This window comes from Haloarcula rubripromontorii (assembly GCF_001280425.1).
GTDB lineage: Archaea > Halobacteriota > Halobacteria > Halobacteriales > Haloarculaceae > Haloarcula > Haloarcula rubripromontorii.
Genome location: NZ_LIUF01000001.1, coordinates 241,719 through 262,170, shown reverse-complemented (window position 1 = coordinate 262,170; position 20,452 = coordinate 241,719). Strand labels below are relative to the sequence as shown.

The following is a 20,452-nucleotide window of genomic DNA, read 5'->3' as shown; positions in this document are numbered from 1 at the left end:
CGCGCCTGTCGGAGTGGGCTGCGTCTCCCGCTATTGTGGTGGGATGCTAGCACGCCCAAACTGCCGCCGGGACATTTTAGCTAGCGTAAATACCGGAACGCCTTTATGATTTAGGCGTACCTAAAAACACGCCAAACCACTCAGACAGCCAGACCGGCATGATGCGGTTCAGTGAACCTCATATTTTTTGGCTAGCCTAAAATCCACAATCTATATGTGTTGTTTTAGGCTTGCCTAAAACGCATGGTGTGCAATGCCGATAGTTCGACTCGGCGTGACTCTCCGAACGACGCACGAAGTCTGCGGCGGAGATCGTCGATGTGGACAGATCGCACGACAACGGAATCGAGAACAGGGGCGACCGAGAAACTCCGCAGTGTGTTGCTCTCGGCGCTGTTGCTGATGTCAGTGGTCGCGGGAACTGTCGCTGTCTCCGGGACGGCGGCGGCCGCCAGTAACGTGAGCGTCGAGCAGGCAGTCGAGTACTCCGACGCCAGTGGGGCGAGTACGGTTGAACTGGCGCTGAGCAGGTCCGTCACGAACGGACTCGACGGGACCGGCGAACTCGAAGTCTATCTTGACGGCGACGACGTCTCCGGTACGCTGGTCGATAGCATCGAGGCGGATGGGACCGGCGGCCGCGTCGCAATCGACCTTACGGAAGACGTGACGCCGGACCGGAACCTGACGGTGACGCTCACCGACTTTGGGAGCGACGCCGTCACCGCGACAGACATAGACGTGACTTCCCAGACGATCACACCGGCCTCCAGCAGTGACTCCGATGTGAACGTCTATCACGGCGAGGTCATCGCTATCGAAGATATCGACGCCGATCCTGACTCTGACTTGCTCGTCGAGGCCGACGGCGGGAGCGTCGTCCTCGATGGAAGCTATGCGGACAACAGCCAGGTCTACGTCCTTGATACGGACGACCTCGACGCGGGACAGCGCTACGATATCACCGCAGGCTCCGATACCGCAGGCTTCCGTCTCAGCGACCTCGACCTCACCATCGAGGCGGACACAAATATCACCGACGAGGACAGTGTCACCGCCGACGTGACATCTGTCCGCGGTGGGACGGCGGCGACCGCGACGCTGTCCGCCAGCGACGGCGACGAAGTTGCCACCGCGGTCGAGATCCTCGACGGAACAGAGTCTGTCGAGTTCGATTTCGGCAGCCAGTCTGCCGACGACGGACCGTACACGGTCAGCGTCACGGATAACCAGACCGGCGTCACGGTCACCTCGGATGACATCAGCGTCTCCGAGGCACAGGAGGGCGAGGTGCGCTTCGAGAACAGCGTCGTCTCCGACGAGCGGGGCGACGTGGTCAGCGTCACGTACCGGTTCGAGAACACCGACGACGGCTACGTGGTCATCGGGGACGAAAGCGAGGAGAACTACGCCGTCTCGGGTCAGATCACCGACGACGACGGCGACGGTGAGGTCACCGTCCTGTTCAACAGCTACCTCGCGGGCGTCCCCAACAGCGGGAACGCGAGCATTTCGGCGAGCGATGTCCTCAGCGTCTCGGGCGATGACGAGATCAGCGGCGTCAGCGAGAGTGGCTCGTTCGCGCGAGACGATCTCACGGCCGAAGCGCTTGAGGCGGCCAGCTACGAGATGAATGCAACCGCCGGCACGAGCAGGAGCGATGACCCCGATACAACTGGGACGCTCCGCCTCGAAACACGTTCGACGGAGCGCGTCCAGAGCTGGGTCGCCCCGAAGGACGCCGACCTCACGGACGAGGATATCGGAATCCACGACCGCGTCGGGGCGAACCTCACGCAGTCGAGCGAGGTCGCGGACGGTGACATCGTGGTCCACCGGATCACTGCCACCGGTATCGAGGGCGCGCTCGACTACCGGTCGGATGTCGAGGGCGCGGGCGACACCACGGCTGCGTTCCTCCAAGCCACCGGAGACGGGGACGCGTTCAATATCTGGGTCAACCGGACGAACGTCGGTGCGAACGCTGACGCGGACCCGCTACGACTCAACGACAGCAACGTTGTCGTCGTCGACGATCCCGACAACGACACGTATTTTGTCGCCGTCGAACTCGCGAGCGCGAACTATCAGAGTGGGACACCGATCCGCGGGGACGACGACGAGGTTACGACGACGTTCGTCGTCTCGGACGCGACGGGGCTGACCGACGAGGACGACAGCGGGACGGCCAACTACACAATCACAGAGCGCGACGCCGGTCTCGACGCGACCGACGGGCTCGTGACTGTCGAGGCCGCCGCGAACCAGTCTGTCTCGGGAACGACGACTATCGCGCCCGGTTCGGAGGTCGAAGTCAGCCTCGACTCCGAGAGCGAGGCGAATCCGTTCATTCGCCGTCCCGCGGCGACCGTCGCGTCGAACGGGACGTTCACCGCCACGGCCGACATGAGCGAGTACGCAGCTGGCGTGAACTTCACTGCGGATGTCCTTGACGTGGATAGCGACAGTTTCGCTGTCGACGGAGACGGCCGTATCGTCACGGCGGCCGTCGAAAACGACGCCGCGGAATCCTCGAATGCCAGCGCCAGCAGTTCCGAGGCGACGACCGAAGAGCCGACTGACCGGCCGACGGAAGCCCCGACACCGACGGAGAGCAGTGACGGCGCGGTTGCAGCGCCGACCGAGGCACAGACCGCAACGGGCAGTACCGATACCGGCACTACGGCCGCATCCGGTCCCGGTTTTACTGCGGCCGTTGCGCTCGTGGCGCTTGTCGCCGCGGCGCTCCTCGCCGTCCGACACGACACCTGACCGAGACAGGTCTGGTCCCTGACAATCCGCTTTTTTGCGTGGGGGCCGCCGTCCGGTGAGCGACTGTGCTTGCTGTGGCTGTTCGAGTTTGTCACCGTCATGCGGTCACTCGTCGCCGGAGAACAGTCGAAATGCGGCAGGAACCGGTCCGCCGCTCAGAAGATCTCCGCGCCACGGCCGATCCGGGTCTGGTACACGCGGGCATCGACGCCGCGCTCGCTGAAGGCGTCGAGCATCGTACTCGCAATCTTTCGGCGGTCTTCCTCGGCACACGCGGCGATGACAGTCGGGCCGGCCCCGGAGATAGTGACGCCAGTCGCGCCGGCCGCTATGGCGGCCTCGCGGACCTGTTCGTAGCCGTCGATGAGTTTCGCGCGGGCCGGTGTCACAACAGTGTCGTGCATCCCTCGACCGACGAGTTCTGGGTCGTCGCGGTGCATCCCCGTCGTCAGCGACGCGGCGTTTCCGACCGTCTCTACCATCTGGTCGACGCGGGCAGTCTCAGGGACGACATTGCGTGCGTCCCGCGTGGACACGACGATATCGGGGAGACACGCCACGAGCGGGATGTCGGCGTCGACCTGCGTGACGCCCTTGTCGGTCGCGATGGTGAACCCACCCATGATCGAGGGGGCGACGTTGTCGTCGTGGGCGTCGCCAGAAACGACGGCCTCGCCCTTGGCGGCGATGGGGACCAGTTCCTCGCGGGAGTAGCCGCGGTCGTACAGTTCGTTCAGCCCGACGGCCGCTGCGGCGGCGCTGGCCGCGGAGGAGCCAAGCCCAGACGCGGGACGGACGCCCTTGTCTATCTGAATGCGTGCCGGTGCATCGAGCGCGTCAGCGACAGCACCGACGGTGTTCTTGTCGGGGTCTTCTGGGATGTACTGGCTGCCAGCGCCAGTCACCTCGATGGTGACCCGGTCGGCTTTCTCCAGACGGACGACGTCGGCCGGACGCTCCAGTGCGACGCCGAATACGTCGAAGCCGCTCCCGAGGTTTGCACTGGTAGCCGGCGCCCGGACTGTCAGCATGCCTGCGAGTTTCAGCAGTGTAGGCAAAAAGGTAGCGAACCGACACTGTGGCCGCTTCGCAGTACTGAGAACGCGGCCCAAAGGCATAATACAGGGAAAGCTGACGTTGGAATAGGTATCGATATGGATGTCGGCATCGGGACGGTCGCCATCCTCGGGAACGTGGGTGGGGCGCTCGTCGGTTTCGCAATCGCTGTCGTCGCCGCTCGAAACCAGGATGTCCCTGCCGCTCGCGAGTACGGCTGGCTCGCGGGCGCTGGGGGCTGCTGGTGTGCTATCTCGATATGGCAGATAGTGGTTTCGGACCCCGCCGCTGTCAAGACAGTGTATCTGCTGTCCCGAACCGCCGCTATGCAGATCATCGGGCTCTGGATCGTCTTCGCGCTCGTCTACACTGGCCGCCAGTCGTGGCTTCGGCCATCGTCGCTCGTACCGCTGTTTCTCGCGGTAAACGCGGACGTGCTACTACTGCTGACGGACCAGGCACACGACTTCGTCGAGGTGACAGCCGTCCCTGTCACGCAGCTCGGGACGACACTGGTCGCCATCCAGCGCGGTCCAACGTTCGCGGTACTTCTCGCCGTCAGCTACGGGCTGTTACTGCTCGGAGACGGACTTCTGCTTGAGTTCCTGTTCCGGTCGCAGAACGTCTATCGGCGACAGACAGCGGCGATCCTTGTCGGAACGAGCCTCCCGATATTCGTCGCTGTGTTGTATGATTTCGGCTACACACCGCACCCGGCTATCGACCTTACGCCGATGGCGTTCTCGGTCAACGCGGCGCTCGTCGGGTGGGTGCTGTTCAAGGACGAATCGCTGTCTGTGACGACGCTGTCGGGAGATACGCTCGTTGACAACCTTCCAGACCCGGTCATCGCTCTCAACGACGACTGTGTAATTATCGATTACAACGCCGCAGCGGCCAGCGCGCTAGATCATCCGGACCCCGACGGAGAATCACTCGATGATCTTGCTCCGGGAATCGTCGAGCACATCGAGCGTGGCGAGGTGTTCTCGTTCGGTGATTCGTTCACGTACTACAACCCACAGACGACGAGCCTCACTGATCAGTCCGGGACAGAACGCGGTCGGCTCGTCGTTCTCAGAGACGTGACGGGCCAGCAGCGCCGGCAGGACCGACTCGAAGCGCTGCAAGCCGCAACACAGCAGTTCATCGAAGCGGAGACCGCCGAGGGGGTCGCTGAGATGGCCGTCGAGTTTGCGACGGCCGTTCTCGATAAGAACGCAGCAGGGGTGTTCATCGAAAACGATCGTGTTCTCGAACCGGCCGTTATCAGTGAGTCGATCGAACAGAACGTCGAGGAAGAACTGCTGTACGGTTCGCCAACGGACGAGCCCGAAAGCAAACTCTGGAAGACGTACGAGACGGGTGAGATACAGGCCGTCTCACTGGACCAGGATGGACTCGACCCGCTCGACAACGCCCTCATGCTGCCGCTCGGCTCCCACGGCGTGATGGCGATCACGTCACACGACAGCACCCTTGCCACAGAGGACAGGCGGTACGCCGCGATTCTCGCACAGACGACGCAGGTGGCCCTCGATCAAGTCGAACGCGAGCGCGAACTCCGCCAGAGCCGCAGTTCTGTCCAGCGCCGCCGCGAGCAGATCGAGTTCTTCAACGGCGTCCTCAGACACTCGCTGCACAACGCGATGGTCGTCATCCGCGGCCGCACGGAACACATCAGAGAAGCCGTACCGCGGTCGAAACAGCGACATCTCGACAGCATCAGCGACTGGTGTGGGAAGCTCACTGAGATGAGCGAAACGATCCGGGATATCAACAACACGGTGACAGCGAGCGAAGCCGAGCGGCTGGACGCCGTCGACCTCAACGCCACGCTCCGTCGCTCGATTGAGTCGCTCCGGATCGAGTACGATTCGGTAACCGTCTCCTGTGAACTCGACGAGGACTACAGCGTGCAGGCGAACGAACTGCTCGAAGAGGTCCTCCTGAGTATCTTCCGGAACGCGGTCGAGCACAACGATGCCGACATCCCACAGGTGACTGTGTCGGTCCAGCAGGCCAGTGACTGGCTGCAGGTCCGCATCGCTGACAACGGCCCCGGTATGAGTGACGAACTGAAGACGACGGTGTTCGAACGCGGGCTCTCGCCCGACCAGACCGCCGGCGGCTTCGGCCTCTACTTCGTCTCGGTCATGATGGAGCTGTACAGCGGGACCCTCTGGTTTGAAGACAATCACCCGACAGGGACGGTCGCTGTCCTCGAATTCCAGCAGGCGGTGACAGGCAGTGAGGCCGCAGACGACCAGCCCGTCGACACCGAGACGGCGGCGACCGAAGCGCAAACTAAATCCCACAACCGCTGATAGGTCGATGCATGATTGGCGTCGTCGGTGGCGGTATCGCCGGCCTCTCGGCAGCGTACCGGCTCCAGCAACGTGGCCACGAGGTCCGTGTGTTCGAAGCGGGCGAGGACCTCGGCGGCCTGGCAGCGACCTACGAGACGGCCGGGGACCCCATCGAGAAGTTCTATCACCACCTTTCGAAGTCCGAAGAGACCATCGTCGAACTCGCCGCGGAACTGGGCCTCGGTGACGCGGTCGAGTGGCACATCGGGGAGAACGCCTACTACGTCGACGGCGTCGTCCACCCCATGGACAAGCCCTGGGAAATCCTCTCGTACCCCCATCTCTCGCTGTACGACACGTTCCGGCTGGGGATGCTCGTTCTCGATATCGACGTTCGCGGCGGCATCCCCTCGTTTGACACCTACGAGCGACTGGAGGACTTCGAGGACGTGCCTATCGAGGAGTTCGTCGTCGAACACACCACGCGGGGGGTCTACGAGAACTTCTTCGAGCCGCTGCTCGATGCGAAGTTCGGCGACCGGAAAGCCGACGTGAGCGCGGCATGGCTCCTCGGCCGGGTCAAGTTCCGCGGCGAGCGGGACATCCTGAACGGTGAGATTCTGGGCTACTTCGACGGCGGATTCGGCCGATTGCTCGACGCGCTGGTCGACGCCGTCGGCCGTGACAATATCTTCACTGGCACGCGCGTGACTGACATCGACGCGAGCAGCGGGGCCGTCTCGTCGCTGACGGTCACCGACGGCACCGGAACGGCGGTACACGATGTCAACAGCGTCGTCGTCGCGACGATGCCGAACGTGCTGGAAGCTCTGACCGGCTATACCTGCGACATCGACTTTCAGGGAACGGTGTGTTCGGTCATCAGCATGGACGAGCCCCTGCTAGATACGTACTGGCTGAACATCGCCGATGACGCCCCGTTCGGTGCGCTCATCGAGCACACGAACTTCGTCTCTCCCGAACGGTACGGCGGCGAGCATCTGCTGTACGTCGCTCGCTACATCCAGAACGAATCTGAGCCTATCTGGCAACAGAGCGACGACGAGGTCGCCGAGACGTGGCTGGACGGCATCGAAGCGCTCTTTCCCGAGTTCGACCGCGACACCGTCAACTGGATTCGGACGGGGCGAAACCCACGGACTGCGCCGGTCTACGAGCGCGGATATCTCGACATGGTGATCCCGTACGACCTGAGCGACGCCGTCGCGGACGGCCTCTACTACGCTGGGATGGCTTCGCGTGCCCAGTACCCGGAGCGGTCGCTCAACGGCGGCATCGTCGCGGGCTTCGAGTGCGCCGACCGCATCGCTCACGACGAGTCGGTGGTGACCGGGTCCGAATCACCGCTTTCCGAAGCCCGCCGCTGAGCGTTCTGTTGTCCGAAGCGCCCTTCTATACCGGCCAGTCGTCGGCTCTCTCCCGTGATCGCTGCTGATACCGAAAAAGCCCGCCGCTCCGCTCAGTCGCCGGCCGCGCTTTCCACGTCGTCCTCGTCGATGACCGGCGCGTCGGTCGCGCTCACGTCGTCCGGTTCCTCGCGGCCGCCGCCGACAATCATCTCGCCGTCCTCTGTTTCGACGTACACGTCGTCTGCGAACCCACCGACGGCGTGAGGGTGTTCCGGCTCGTCCAGCCGCTCCGGCGTGGACGGTGCGTCGGCGACGCCGTCGGCTGGTCGGAACGTCCCGAGCGGCTCGTCGATGGTGATGCCGTGCGCGTCGAAGAAGTCCGCGTACCGCTCGTAGTGCGCTTCGAGTTCGTCGGCGGGGAACTCCATCATCTCCGTCCAGCCGTGGTTGTAGAAGTCGAAGTTCGCCTGGATGTGGGTAATCTCCCGGGCCTCGGCTTCCGAGTAATCCGCTTGGAGCGCGGCCACGTAGGTGTCCATCGTGCCGTCGAAGAAGTCATCGAGGTGGTCACGCCGCTCCTCTCGGTGTGCCTCGTCGGCCTTCCCGAGGAAGATCTTGGTGTGGAGTTTCACCAGCCCGTAGTTGGCCACCGACCGGACGCCGGGTGTGGTCAGCGCCTTCTTGCTCGCCCAGTGGCGCGGGTTCTGGTAGATTTTCATTTCAGATTCGAATACGGGCCCAAGCGCCTTCAAATCCCCGACTATCGGTGTGTTCAGCGCGCTATCGAAACCGATACGCAGATAGCAATCCACATTAGGCCTGATTTCGTATCGGCCGTACATGAGCACGTCGCACGTAATCATCGGTGACGGCATCGCGGGTGCGTCCGCAGCCGAGACAATCCGGGAAGCGGACCCGGACGCGTCGGTCACGGTTCTGACCGACGAGGGGGAGGCACTGTACAACCGTATCCTCATCAAGGAGTTCGCCAAGGGGAAGCTGCCGGAAGCACCGATCTCCATCCACGAGCCGGAGTGGTACGACGAGCGCGACATCGACCTGCAGCTGAACACCCACGTCACGGACATCGATCCCGATGCCCACGAGATTCATACCCACGAGGGCGACACCTACGAGTACGACAAACTGCTGGTGGCCACGGGCGGGACGCCGGCACAGCTCCCGGTCGAGAACAGCGACGCCGACGGTATCCACCACTTCTGGACGTTCCAGGACGCACGTGGCATCCGTGAGCACGCCGACGAGGCCGATCAGGGTATCATCGTCGGGGCGGGACTGCTCGGCATCGACCTCGCGGCGGTCTGTGCCGCACAGGAAATTGACGCCAAGTACCTGATGCGTGGCAACCGCTGGTGGCGCTACGCGCTCTCGGAGGACGGCGCGGAGATCATCCACGAGGCCCTCGAAGAGAACGGCGTCGAACCGGTGTTCGAGTCCGGCGTCGACCACTTCGAAGTCGATGACGACGGCAAGGTCACCGGTGCAGTCGACCCCGACGGCAACCACTACGACGGCGAGTGGGCCGGCGTCGCTATCGGCCTCGATTTCAACACCGAGTTCCTCAACGGGACCGGACTCGAACTCGACGACGGCGTCGTCGTCGACGAGTACATGCAGACCAACGTCGAGGACATCTACGCAGCGGGCGACCTCACCCAGTTCTACGACACCATCCTCGACTCCCAGGCGCAAAACGGCGCGTGGGGTTCAGCCAAGGAGCAAGGGTCAGTCGCTGGGACAAACATGGTCGCAGACGCCGAGGAAAAGGAGTTCCGCTGGGTCTCCTCGTACTCCATCACGCACTTCGACTTCCCGTTCCTCTCCTTCGGTCACCCGACCCGTGGCGACGACGAGGCCGAACGGAAGTACTCCGACAGCGAGTGGCGGCGGCTTGCTTTCGAGGACGGACAGCTTATCGGCGGCGTGCTGATCGGCGACCTCTCACAGCAGTCGGCGTTCAAACAGCTCATCCGCGAGGAGCGGCAGGTCGCCGACAAGAAGGAACTGCTACTGGAGAAGGAAGTGGACCTCGAAGAAGTGAAGGCGCAGACGCCCGCGCCGGCTGAATAAGGCCAGCCGACACCGATATTTTTACGCACTGCTGACGTAGCGACGCACATGCGTGACGTTCTTTCCCGCGCCGTTACCTGGCTTTCCCGCCGGAGCGACCAGTCAGGTGAGGCAGACGAACCAAGCGACGACAGCGGCGGCTTTGCCGGCTCGTTGCTCGATGCGTCGGTCAATCATGGGCACGGCCAAGGCAGCCCAAAGGCCGCTGGCGAGATGGCGGCGGTGCGAGAGGAGGCCGACAGGCTCGCGCAGGCGGACAGGAATCGCGAGTAACTGCCCGCGGGAGAACGACGCTCTTTTTTCGCCCTAAAGCGGAGAGTCGCGTATGGATGGCGGCAGCGGCGATATGACACTCGCGTTCGACCTCGACGCCCTCAAGCAACTGGCCTATCCGGACAGCGTGTTCAACGACGCGCGCCAGTGGTCCGAGTACGTCGGCGTCATCTCCGAACAGCCCACCTACGTCGTGACCAACTTCACCCGGAAACACCGGATCAGACAGGACTTCTTCTCCGGGCCGCGCGGCCGCGAGGAGAGTCTCGAAAACGTCAAAGAGCAGTTCGACACCGACCGGCACGTCTTCGTCGGTGCGGACGACGAGGACGCCGACCTCGCCGAGGCGGCGGGCTGGGAGTACCTCCCGGTCACGCAGGCCGCGGAGGCGGCCGAGTGGGACCTCGGCGAACCGGAGACGCCGGACGCGACAACCGACGAGGACGAAGAGCGCGACGACTGGCCGTAGGTGACCCAATCCCGCTGTCGGTGGGGACCTACGCTTCGACTAGTTTTATATTTTCCCGGAGAGCGACTGAAGTTATGGCCCTCCAAATCGGCGACGCCTTGCGTAGCGGTTTCGATACCCTCCTCAGTGAGGACGGACTCCTCGTTACCGGCGTTTTCCTCCTGTTCAACCTTGGGAACACTGTCGCAAACTCCTCGTTCACCGAAGCGCTGTTCGACGAAGTGCTGGACATGGGTGGCCCCGCTGGGCCGGGAGGCTCCGCTGGGGCAGGTGCACCGGGGTTTTCGGTGTCAGATTTCACCGGCCCGTTCAGTCTTGATATCGCAGTGCCGGTTGCCGTTGTGATGGTTCTCCTGTTTCTGGTTGTCGGCCAGCTCGTCAAATTCTGGGGAATCAGGCTCTTCGCCGAGCCACAGGAGATCATGGAACACAGTACGTCCGATAGAGCCGTTATGGCCGTTGTCCTCGGTGGCGGCGTCGCGGTTCTCACGTTTGCGGCTTCGATGAGTTCGACCGCTCTGAACGCCAGCGGGCGGCCGCTGCTTGGGGGACTAGCTGGCCTGCTTGGCGGCCTCCTGTCCCTGATCGTCGGTCTCGCCTTCGTCTACCTGCTGCAGTCGATTGCCCTGTACGACGGCGGCTACGTCGCGACACTCAAACACTGCGTCGCGCGGTTCATGGATGCCCCCGCTCAGATAATCGTGATTCTGTTTCTCCTGTTGCTCCTCGGTATCATCCCGGGCATCCCGTCTACGGCGTCAGTTATTTCGGTGTTCCTCCCCGGCTCGTTTGACTTGCCGTCCCAGTCGGTGCTGCAGGTCGCGTCAATGGTACTGAACGCGCCAGTGCAGGCGTTCAGTCTCGCAGTGATTACGGACGCGTACCTGCAGGTGCGGGCGGACCGGGACGACGACGGGTTCTGAGAGCTGGCCCCAAATGCTCTCTGGGTACTGATTTCGGGCCGTGGCTCGCTAAAAAACATTTATTCAGCTTTATGTCTCCCCGATTAAGGATACTGTGTATGGCCCTCCAAATCGGCCGTGCCTTCCAAGACGGTATCGACGAACTACTCAGTGAGCGCGGGGCGGTGTTTGCCGGCGTGTTCATCGTCTACGGATTGCTCAGCTCTGTCGTCTGGGCGTCGCTCTCGCAGGCGCTCACAGACGTATTTCTGGGGCAATTGCCGAGCGATGCACAGGTCAATCAGGCGGCAATGGCTGGTGGGACGCCACTGGCACTCGACCTCCCGCTTGCAGTTGCTGCCGTCGGCGCGCTCGTGCTGTTTGTCGTCAACGTGGCGCTGAACATCGTCGCGATCCGTGCCTTTGCCAGCGATGACCGGGAACCGATTCCCGACAACGTGGGCCGGCGGCTCGGGAAAACCGTTGCAATTGCGATCGTCGCTGGCATTCTCACCAGTATTGCAGTCGGTATCGGCATCATTCTGCTCGTCATCCCCGGACTGGTGTTTGCACTCCTGTTTTTCTTCGTCCAACAGGAAATTGCACTGAATGACAGCGGCATTATCGAGTCTATCAGCAACAGCGTTAGCATCGTCATCGACAACCTCCTCGCAACGTTTGTCTTGGCCATTGTACTCCTAGTGCTCGGACTCGTTCTCGGCGGGGTTTTCAGCCTCCTCCCGATACCGCTACCGCCGATGGTCCTGACGACGGTATCGACGGTCCTCTCCAGTGTCGTCAGCGTCTTCTCCATCGCTGTGACGACCGTGGCGTACCTCCAAGCAGCGGAGTCCGGCTACACACAGGGAACAGCGTCCACCAGCGGGCTCTGAACCACTGTAGTTCGTATCGCGGCCTTTAACCCCGCGAACGACCAATCTCAGGTAATGGCTGAACCGCGCGTGCCCGGCGGGCGCGAGTCCGAACTCGAACTGGCCTGTGGCGAGCTTGTCGACACGCATGACCTCCATCTGGGCATGCGGGAGTTCGCGTGTGACTGCGGAAACACGCATGCTGTCGTCCTCGACCCCCACCCGCTGGCCCGGTTCGTGCCGGAGTTTCTCACCGAGGTGCTACACGCAACCATCGAGACCAACGACGACTACGACGAGTTCACCACCGTTCACCTGATGGGTGTCGTGATGGAGGAGTTCCCCGAAAAGGTCGTCGCCGCCGACACCAGCGAAGACGGGTCGGTCGGGTTCTCGCTGGCGTGGGTAAGCGACTTCGACTCCCGTCGCCTGCACGAAATCGTCGTCGAGCTGCTCGTGGAACTGATGGAACACGCGATCAGCCACGCGGAGGACGACGACGTGATGGCGGAGTTCGAGGAGCAGATGCTCCAGTTCGACGTCGACGCGTTCGTCGAGCAGTACCGCGACGAGCGTGACTTCGACGGCCGGTCGGACACCGCTATCTGAAACAGACTCCGACCTGAGTACTTAGTGTGGTGCGCTCACACACCCACGTATGGCAGGTCGGCTCGCGGTCCTGCTCGTACTCGTGCTTTTCGCGGGCTGTGGAGCCTTCGGCGGGGCGGAACGACAGACGGTGACCCCGGTCCCGGTCCCAGAGCAGTCACAGGACGACCGGGCCGTCCCCGCTGTGACCGAGAGCGCTGTCGACGCTAGGCGACTCGCGGCGGGCCACCGGCGCGCGACACGGAACCGCTCGTACGTGCTGGGGATGCGGCTCTCGCTCGAATGGGGGACCCAAATCGTCAGTTTCGTCGTCGAGGACCGGTACCGCTACCAGTACCGGACCGAAATCATCAACAAAAATTACACCAAGCGAGTGTACAATAACCGGAATCGGCGCTATGTCCACGACGAACGCGCACAGGGGGCATGGAGCGCAACGAGGCGGCCAACCCCGGTCAGCGAGGTACTCGACCCTGATCCCACTCGACTCATCGAAGCATACCTCGCAACGAACGTCAGCGTCGAGCGGCCGAGGGACGGCTGTGACACCTGTCCCGTGATACTCACGGCTACGGAGCCCCCTGCGGCGTTCGAACCGGCCGACAATTACAGCGTGCAGGCGACTGTCCGGCCGGATGGACTCGTCCAGTCGTTCACTGTCTCGTACTGGGATCGTTCCAGAAAGGCTCGGGTCAGTTACGAGATCCGGTACTCTGCAATCGGCGAGACCGCCGTCTCCAGACCGACGTGGGTCCGAAAGCGCTGGGGGAACGCGACAGACAACGACCCTGTACTGTCCGACAGCCACCGACGCGACGCCGTCGGCTGATTTCCCGAAATCCGCCGTCTGACTGTTGTCTGACGGTGTTATATGGTTGTTGCGGTGTTGTAACTGTGTATGGCTATGCGTGAGGGGGAGTTCGAGCGCATCCTGACAGTACTCGAAGAAGCCGACACCGACGGCACCCTGACGGCCCGAGAGATCTGTGACCTGCTCGAAGAACACGACGAAGCCTTCGGGAGCGCTCACCGCGTTGCGACAGTCCTTGGCCGTCGTGCCCAGTCCGGCGAGGTCGAGGTCATTCAGGGCCAGCCCTATCGGTATCGTGTTCCCGACCGCGACAGCTGACCGGGTTCAGCATCGCTACCGCCCGAATCCTCTCCTGGTGCTTCTCTCTAACAGCGTCTCCTATGTGACGGGCAGGCATTACGATATTCGAAATTAGACTTCGAGCTTCGCATTGTTTCGCCGGGCTTATTACGATGTGTAGACTCCGCTCGTACAATGACAGCGGACGAGGACCGTACAATCCTGCTCATCGGCAGCGGCCCGATCAAGATCGGACAGGCGGCCGAGTTCGATTACTCCGGCGCACAGGCGTGTCGCGCCCTTCAAGAAGAGGGTGCCCGCGTCGTGCTCGTGAACTCGAACCCGGCGACGATTATGACTGACCCGGAGATGGCGGACAAGGTGTATCTCGAACCCATCAACACCGAGGCGATTTCTGAGATTATCCGGAAGGAAGACCCCGACGGCGTCATCGCCGGTCTTGGCGGCCAGACCGGCCTGAACGTCACGGCCGAACTCGCTGAGGAAGGTGTCCTCGACGAGTACGACGTGGACGTGATGGGGACGCCACTGGACACCATCTACGCGACGGAGGACCGCGACCTGTTCAAACAGCGGATGGAAGACATCGGCGAACCGGTGCCGCGTTCGACGACCATCACGCTCGACGAGGGCGAGTCGGTCACTGACTTAGACGAGGAATCGCTCGTGGACCGCGTCGAAGCAGCCGTCGACGAGGTCGGCGGGCTCCCGGTCATCGCACGCACGACGTACACGCTGGGTGGCTCCGGCTCCGGCGTCGTCGACGAGATGGACGAACTCATCGAACGCGTCCGGAAGGGTCTGCGCCTCTCGCGCAACAACGAGGTCCTCATCACAGAGTCAATCTCCGGCTGGGTCGAACTCGAATACGAGGTGATGCGCGACGCCGACGACTCGTGTATCATCATCTGCAACATGGAGAACATCGACCCGATGGGCATCCACACCGGGGAGTCCACCGTCGTCACGCCCTCGCAGGTCATCCCCGACGAGGGCCACCAGGAGATGCGCGACTCCGCGCTGAAGGTCATCCGCGACCTCGGCATCCAGGGCGGCTGTAACATCCAGTTCGCCTGGCACGACGACGGCACGCCGGGCGGCGAGTACCGCGTGGTCGAAGTGAACCCGCGCGTCTCCCGGTCCTCGGCGCTGGCCTCGAAGGCGACCGGCTACCCCATCGCCCGTGTCACCGCGAAGGTCGCGCTCGGCAAGCGCCTCCACGAAATCGAGAACGAAATCACCGGCGAGACGACCGCCGCCTTCGAGCCGGCTATCGACTACGTCGTGACGAAGGTCCCGCGGTGGCCCATCGACAAGTTCCAGGACACCGAGTTCGAGCTCTCGACGGCGATGAAATCGACCGGCGAGGCGATGTCCATCGGGCGGACCTTCCCCGAGAGCCTGCTGAAGGCGCTCCGGTCCTCGGAGTACAACCCGGCCGCCGACTTCGACGAAATCGACGACGCGGAACTGGAGACGGAGTACCTCGAAAAGCCGACGCCGGACCGCCCCTACGCGATGTTCGAGGCGTTCTGCCGCGGCTACACCGTCGACGAGGTTGTCGACATCACCGACATCAAGGAGTGGTACGTCGAGCGGTTCAAGGAGGTCGCCGACGCCGCCGCGGCCGCCCGCGATGGCGACTACGAGACGGCCGCACAGGCCGGCTTCACCGACCAGGAGATTACCGCGCTGGCCGGCGGCGAGTTCAACGACACACACGTCTCCTGGCTCCCGGCTGATCTGGACGAGGACGGCGGCGACGAGCCGGAGGTCGAAGCGGCAACAGACGGGTCCGGTGTGACTGTCGACACTGTTGAGACCGACACCACCGACCGCGACTTCAAGCTCGTCGACACCTGTGCCGGCGAGTTCGAGGCGACGACGCCGTACTACTACTCGACGCGGGACCCGCTGTCGGGTATCGACCGCAACGAACTCCAGATCGACCCCGACCTTGAGAGCGTCGTGGTCGTCGGCGGCGGCCCCATCCGCATCGGGCAGGGCGTGGAGTTCGACTACTGCTCGGTTCACGCCGTCCGCGCGCTGGAGGAACTGGGTATCGACGCCCACGTCGTCAACAACAACCCCGAGACGGTGTCGACCGACTACGACACCTCCGACGGCCTGTTCTTCGAGCCGGTCACCGCCGAGGAGGTCGCCGACGTCATCGAGGCGACCAACGCCGACGGCGTGATGGTCCAGTTCGGCGGCCAGACCTCCGTCGACATCGGCCACCCGCTCGAACAGGAGCTCAAGCGCCGCGACCTCGACTGTGAGATCATGGGCACGTCCGTCGACGCGATGGACCTCGCCGAGGACCGCGACCGCTTCAACAAGCTGATGGCCGAACTCGGCATCTCTCAGGCCGAGGGTGGCTCCGCGACCTCGAAGGAGGAGGCGCTGGACCTGGCCCACGACATCGGCTATCCCGTCCTCGTGCGCCCGAGCTACGTGCTCGGCGGCCGCGCGATGGACGTGGTGTACAACGACGAGGACCTCGAAACGTACATCGAAGAGGCTGTCCGCGTCAGCCCGGACAAGCCGATTCTCGTCGACGAGTTCCTCGCCGACGCCGTCGAACTGGACGTCGACGCCGTGGCCGACGAGGACGATGTCCTCATCGGCGGCGTGATGGAACACGTCGAGACGGCGGGCATCCACTCGGGCGACTCCGCCTGTATGATTCCGCCCCGCTCCCAGGAAATCAAGGACGTGATGCCCCGTATCCGCGAGGTCGTCGAGGACATTGCCGACGCGCTCGACACGGTCGGCCTGTTGAACGTCCAGCTGGCGGTGCGTGACGGCGAGGTGTTCGTCCTCGAAGCGAACCCGCGCTCGTCCCGGACCGTCCCGTTCATCTCCAAGACCGCCGGCGTCCCGATAGCCAAAATCGCCGCGAAGGTGATGTCCGGCGCGTCGCTGTCCGACCTCGACGTAGAGGAGCAGATTCCCGAGCAGGTCTCTGTCAAGGAGGTCGTCCTGCCGTTCGACCGCCTGCCGGGTTCGGACCCGCGCCTCGGTCCGGAGATGAAATCCACCGGCGAGGTCATGGGCACGGCTGGCTCATTCGGCAAGGCCTACCAGAAGGCCCAGATGGCCGTGGGTAAGGCAATCCCGCTTGAGGGGACAGCCATCGTCGACCTGCCGATTCTCGGCTTCGAGGAGCACTTCGACGTGCAGGACTTCGACGACTACGAGGATACCGACGCCATCATCGACGCCATCCAGAGCGGTGAGGTCGACCTCGTCCTCTCCCGCAACCGCGACGTGCTGGAAGCCTGTGTCGAGGAGACGGTGACGTACTTCTCGACCCACGAGAGCGCCGAGGCGGCGCTTGAAGCGATCAACTCCGCCGACCAGCCACTCGCTGTGCAGGCCATTGACGAGCGGCCAAAGACCCAGCGCGAGTGGGGCGCTGAGTAACGCCGGCTAGCCGCGGAAGCGGACCGGTCACTGCGGTAGCACTGATTCCTCTCGCTCGAACAGACGGGCACAAATACTTATTCGTTGGACACGCCCATGTATCATTCATGGCCGATGCCGTACGTGTCCTCCACGTTGAGGACGACCCCGAGTTCGCGTCGATGACGGCGGCGTTTCTCACCCGTACCGACGACCGGTTCGACGTGATTTCGGCAACGTCGGCGAACGAGGGACTCACCCGGCTCAGCGAAGAACCAATCGACTGTGTCGTCTCTGATTTCGATATGCCCGGGCAGGACGGAATCGAATTTCTGGAATCGGTCCGGGCTGTCGATGACGACCTCCCGTTCATTCTCTTTACTGGGAAAGGCTCCGAGGAAGTGGCCAGTGAGGCGATTTCGGCCGGTGTGACTGACTATCTCCAGAAGCAGCAGGGCACTGACCAGTACACGATTCTCGCCAACCGCATCACTAACGCGGTCGAGCAGTACCGATCACAGCAAGCACTGGACGCGAGCCGGAAGCGACTCTCGCTGTTTATCGATAAGTCGCCGCTCGGCGTCATCGAATGGGACGAGAGCTTTGAGGTGGCACAGGTCAACGAGAAAGGTGAGGAAATCCTACAGCGAGACGAGTCAGCGCTCGTCGGTACTGGGTTTGAGACGCTTGTCTCGGACTCGTCGCGGGATGCGGTCGACGAGACGATCACGGCCCTGCAGGAAGGCAGCGGCGGCTACTACACGGTGCTCGATATCGAGACCGGCGACGGTGAGCAGATCGTCTGTGAGTGGCACAACCGCATCATCAGAGAGAACGGAGAGACTGTCGCGATATTCTCGCAGTTTCAGGAGATAACGGAGCGCCGGCGGCGACAGCAGCGTATCGAGGCGTTGCATGACACAACCCGAGAACTGATGCATGCCCAATCACGCGAGGATGTCGCCGAACTGGTCGTCGAAACCGCGCGCGACCTGCTCGGACTGCCGCTCAGCGCTGTCTTTCTCGCCGACGAGTCAGCCGACCGTCTCAGCCCGGCCGCAGTGACCGACCAGGCCCGGGTGATTATCGACGAGCACCCGACGTTTAGCGGGGGTGACAGTCTTGTCTGGGAGGTGTTCGACTCCGGTGAACAGCGCGTCTTCGACGATATCTCTACTCACCCTGACCGCTACAACCCCGACACCGACGTCAGCAGCGAGATACTGCTCCCGCTGGGCGACCACGGCGTGCTGGTCGCCAGTTCGACCGACGCTGCCGCGTTCGAGGACGCATCGGTCTCGCTGATGCGAACCCTCGCTGCGAACACCGAGGAAGCGCTTTCCAGACTCGACCGGCAGCAAGAACTCAGAACGCTAACCGAGCGGCACGAACTCGCGCTCGAAGGTGCCGAACTCGGCGTCTGGGACTGGAACGTCAAGACGGATGCGGTCACCTTCGACGAGCGGTGGGCCGACATGCTCGGGTACTCGCTGGACGAACTCGAACCCACGGTCGACACTTGGGACGAACTGATACACCCGGAGGACCGCGAGCGAACTTACGAGGCGCTGAACGCCCATCTCGACGGCGAGACGGAGATATACGAATGTGACCACCGGCTCAGGACGGCCACCGGTGAGTACCGGTGGATCCGCGACATCGGCAAGGTTTTCGAACGCGACGAGAACGGCGACCCGGTCCGTGCGGTGGGGATCCATCAGGACGTGACCGACCACAAAGAGCGGAAACAGAAACTCGAAGACACGAGTCGCAAACTGCAGGTCATTCTCGACACAGCGCCGACCTACATCCTGATGAAAGACACCGATAGTCGATTTCTCTTCATCAACAGCGCGGCCCGTGACCTCTACGGAATCGACGACGACGAGTCCGTCGTCGGGATGTCCGATTACGATATTCTTCCGGACCACATCGCGGAGCAGACCCACGCCGACGACCAGCGCGCCCTCGAACAGAAAGAGACCGTCGAAGTCGAAACGGTGATTCCTGTCGACGGGACAGATCGGACGCATCTGACGCGGAAGACCCCGATACTCGACGAGGACGGCGAGCCGTACGCCCTCTGTGTCGTTGCGACCGACATCACCGACCAGAAACGGCGCGAACAGGAGCTGGCCCGACTCACTGACGAGTACGAGGCGGTGTTCGAGAACACGAACGACGCTATCGCGCTTGTCGACATAGAGGGGTCAGCTGACGAGCTGACGTTCCGCTACGTCCGGACGAACGAGGCCTACGAACGACAGACCGGATTCGACACCAACTCGCTGACCGGGCAGACCCCGGTCGAGGCTGCCGGCCCGGACATCGGTCGGCGAATCGCTGACCACTACGAGCGGTGTGTCTCGGCCGGTGAAACTATTACCTTCGAGGAGCGGGACCTCCACCCCGCCGGCGTCTGGGAAACACAGGTAACACCAATCTTCGCTGACGGAGAGATAACCCGCCTCGTCGTCATTTCACGAGATATCTCCGACCGGATCGAGTACCGCGAAGAACTGGAGCGACAGAACGACCGGCTCGAAGAGTTCGCGAGCATCGTCAGTCACGACCTCCGGAACCCGCTCGGCGTCCTCGAAGGTTCGCTCACCCTTGCCAGAGACACCGGCGACGACGAGCAGTTCGACCGCTGTTTCCGCGCAATCGACCGCATGAAGGAACTCATCGAGGACCTGCTAACCCTGGCCCAGAAGGGAGATACAGTGTCGGAGACGGAGCCGCTTGACCTCGAATCGACTGTGCGGTCCTGCTGGCAGGCCGTCGAGACTGACGAAGCTAGCCTCGAAATCCCGGCTGAAAGCACGATCCAAGCAGACGAGAGCCGCGTTCGCCAACTCCTCGAAAACCTCATCAACAACGCCGTGACACACGGCGGCTCGGCCGTCACTGTCAAAATCGGTGACCTCGATGGCTCAGGGTTTTATGTTGCCGATGATGGCGATGGTATCTCGCCAGAAAAACACGAAACGGTGTTTGAGAGCGGCTACACCACCACTGACGGTGGCACCGGGTTCGGGCTCGCTATCGTTAAGGAGATCGCGGCGGCACACGACTGGTCGGTGTCCGTGACCGAGAGCGACGACGGCGGCGCACGGTTCGAGTTCAGAGGCGTCAGACAGGAGTCATAGACCGGCCGTGTTCTAACAGCTTTCCTCTGCGTACCAAAAGAAGTATTATATATCATAACTGCTG

At 62.8% G+C, this 20,452-nt stretch carries 15 protein-coding genes; 13 read left to right on the top strand and 2 right to left on the bottom strand.

Annotation, left to right across the window (positions count from 1 at the left end; all coding sequences use genetic code 11):
• Positions 1 to 318 precede the first annotated feature (318 nt).
• Complete coding sequence (locus AMS69_RS01365) at positions 319 to 2,772, top strand: DUF7827 domain-containing protein (protein ID WP_053966308.1); 2,454 nt, start codon at positions 319 to 321, stop codon at positions 2,770 to 2,772.
• 155 nt (positions 2,773 to 2,927) lie between these two features.
• On the opposite strand, the gene AMS69_RS01360 is transcribed toward AMS69_RS01365, so the two are convergent.
• Complete coding sequence (locus AMS69_RS01360; RefSeq protein WP_053966307.1) at positions 2,928 to 3,803, bottom strand: homoserine kinase; 876 nt, start codon at positions 3,801 to 3,803, stop codon at positions 2,928 to 2,930.
• Between the two features lie 123 nt (positions 3,804 to 3,926).
• Between AMS69_RS01360 and AMS69_RS01355 the strand changes: the two genes are divergently transcribed.
• Both AMS69_RS01355 and AMS69_RS01350 read left to right on the top strand, forming a co-directional pair.
• The gene (locus AMS69_RS01355) at positions 3,927 to 6,155 is read left to right on the top strand and encodes a sensor histidine kinase (protein WP_053966306.1); all 2,229 of its coding nucleotides are present in this window, start codon (positions 3,927 to 3,929) and stop codon (positions 6,153 to 6,155) included.
• A gap of 11 nt (positions 6,156 to 6,166) precedes the next feature.
• A complete protein-coding gene (locus AMS69_RS01350; protein WP_053966305.1) occupies positions 6,167 to 7,525 on the top strand; it encodes an NAD(P)/FAD-dependent oxidoreductase in 1,359 nt (452 codons plus the stop codon).
• A 92-nt stretch (positions 7,526 to 7,617) separates the two neighbouring features.
• Here AMS69_RS01350 and AMS69_RS01345 read toward each other — a convergent pair whose 3' ends face one another.
• Positions 7,618 to 8,226: a DUF6149 family protein gene (locus tag AMS69_RS01345; RefSeq protein ID WP_053966304.1), complete on the bottom strand. Its 609-nt coding sequence runs from the start codon at positions 8,224 to 8,226 to the stop codon at positions 7,618 to 7,620.
• A 121-nt stretch (positions 8,227 to 8,347) separates the two neighbouring features.
• Between AMS69_RS01345 and AMS69_RS01340 the strand changes: the two genes are divergently transcribed.
• The 10 genes from AMS69_RS01340 to AMS69_RS01295 all read left to right on the top strand — a co-directional run bounded on the left by AMS69_RS01340 (position 8,348) and on the right by AMS69_RS01295 (position 20,388).
• Positions 8,348 to 9,598 carry an NAD(P)/FAD-dependent oxidoreductase gene (locus AMS69_RS01340; RefSeq protein ID WP_053966303.1) on the top strand — a complete coding sequence of 417 codons (1,251 nt, stop codon included), beginning with the start codon at positions 8,348 to 8,350 and terminating at the stop codon, positions 9,596 to 9,598.
• A 48-nt stretch (positions 9,599 to 9,646) separates the two neighbouring features.
• On the top strand, positions 9,647 to 9,871 hold the full coding sequence (locus tag AMS69_RS01335; RefSeq protein ID WP_053966302.1) for a hypothetical protein: 225 nt from the start codon (positions 9,647 to 9,649) through the stop codon (positions 9,869 to 9,871).
• Positions 9,872 to 9,923: 52 nt separating this feature from the next.
• Positions 9,924 to 10,340, top strand: a complete 417-nt coding sequence (locus AMS69_RS01330) for a DUF7124 domain-containing protein (RefSeq protein ID WP_053966301.1) — start codon at positions 9,924 to 9,926, stop codon at positions 10,338 to 10,340.
• Between the two features lie 74 nt (positions 10,341 to 10,414).
• Positions 10,415 to 11,263, top strand: a complete 849-nt coding sequence (locus AMS69_RS01325; RefSeq protein WP_053966300.1) for a hypothetical protein — start codon at positions 10,415 to 10,417, stop codon at positions 11,261 to 11,263.
• Positions 11,264 to 11,361: 98 nt separating this feature from the next.
• Positions 11,362 to 12,135: a DUF7847 domain-containing protein gene (locus tag AMS69_RS01320; protein WP_053966299.1), complete on the top strand. Its 774-nt coding sequence runs from the start codon at positions 11,362 to 11,364 to the stop codon at positions 12,133 to 12,135.
• A gap of 54 nt (positions 12,136 to 12,189) precedes the next feature.
• Positions 12,190 to 12,723: a DUF5815 family protein gene (locus AMS69_RS01315; RefSeq protein ID WP_053966298.1), complete on the top strand. Its 534-nt coding sequence runs from the start codon at positions 12,190 to 12,192 to the stop codon at positions 12,721 to 12,723.
• 49 nt (positions 12,724 to 12,772) lie between these two features.
• On the top strand, positions 12,773 to 13,552 hold the full coding sequence (locus tag AMS69_RS01310; RefSeq protein WP_053966297.1) for a hypothetical protein: 780 nt from the start codon (positions 12,773 to 12,775) through the stop codon (positions 13,550 to 13,552).
• Between the two features lie 69 nt (positions 13,553 to 13,621).
• Entirely contained in the window at positions 13,622 to 13,852 is a 231-nt protein-coding gene (locus tag AMS69_RS01305) for a hypothetical protein (RefSeq protein ID WP_053966296.1), read from the top strand.
• Positions 13,853 to 14,008: 156 nt separating this feature from the next.
• Positions 14,009 to 17,260 carry a carbamoyl-phosphate synthase large subunit gene (carB, locus tag AMS69_RS01300; RefSeq protein WP_053966295.1) on the top strand — a complete coding sequence of 1,084 codons (3,252 nt, stop codon included), beginning with the start codon at positions 14,009 to 14,011 and terminating at the stop codon, positions 17,258 to 17,260.
• Between the two features lie 107 nt (positions 17,261 to 17,367).
• Complete coding sequence (locus AMS69_RS01295) at positions 17,368 to 20,388, top strand: PAS domain S-box protein (protein WP_053966294.1); 3,021 nt, start codon at positions 17,368 to 17,370, stop codon at positions 20,386 to 20,388.
• The last annotated feature ends 64 nt before the right edge of the window (positions 20,389 to 20,452 follow it).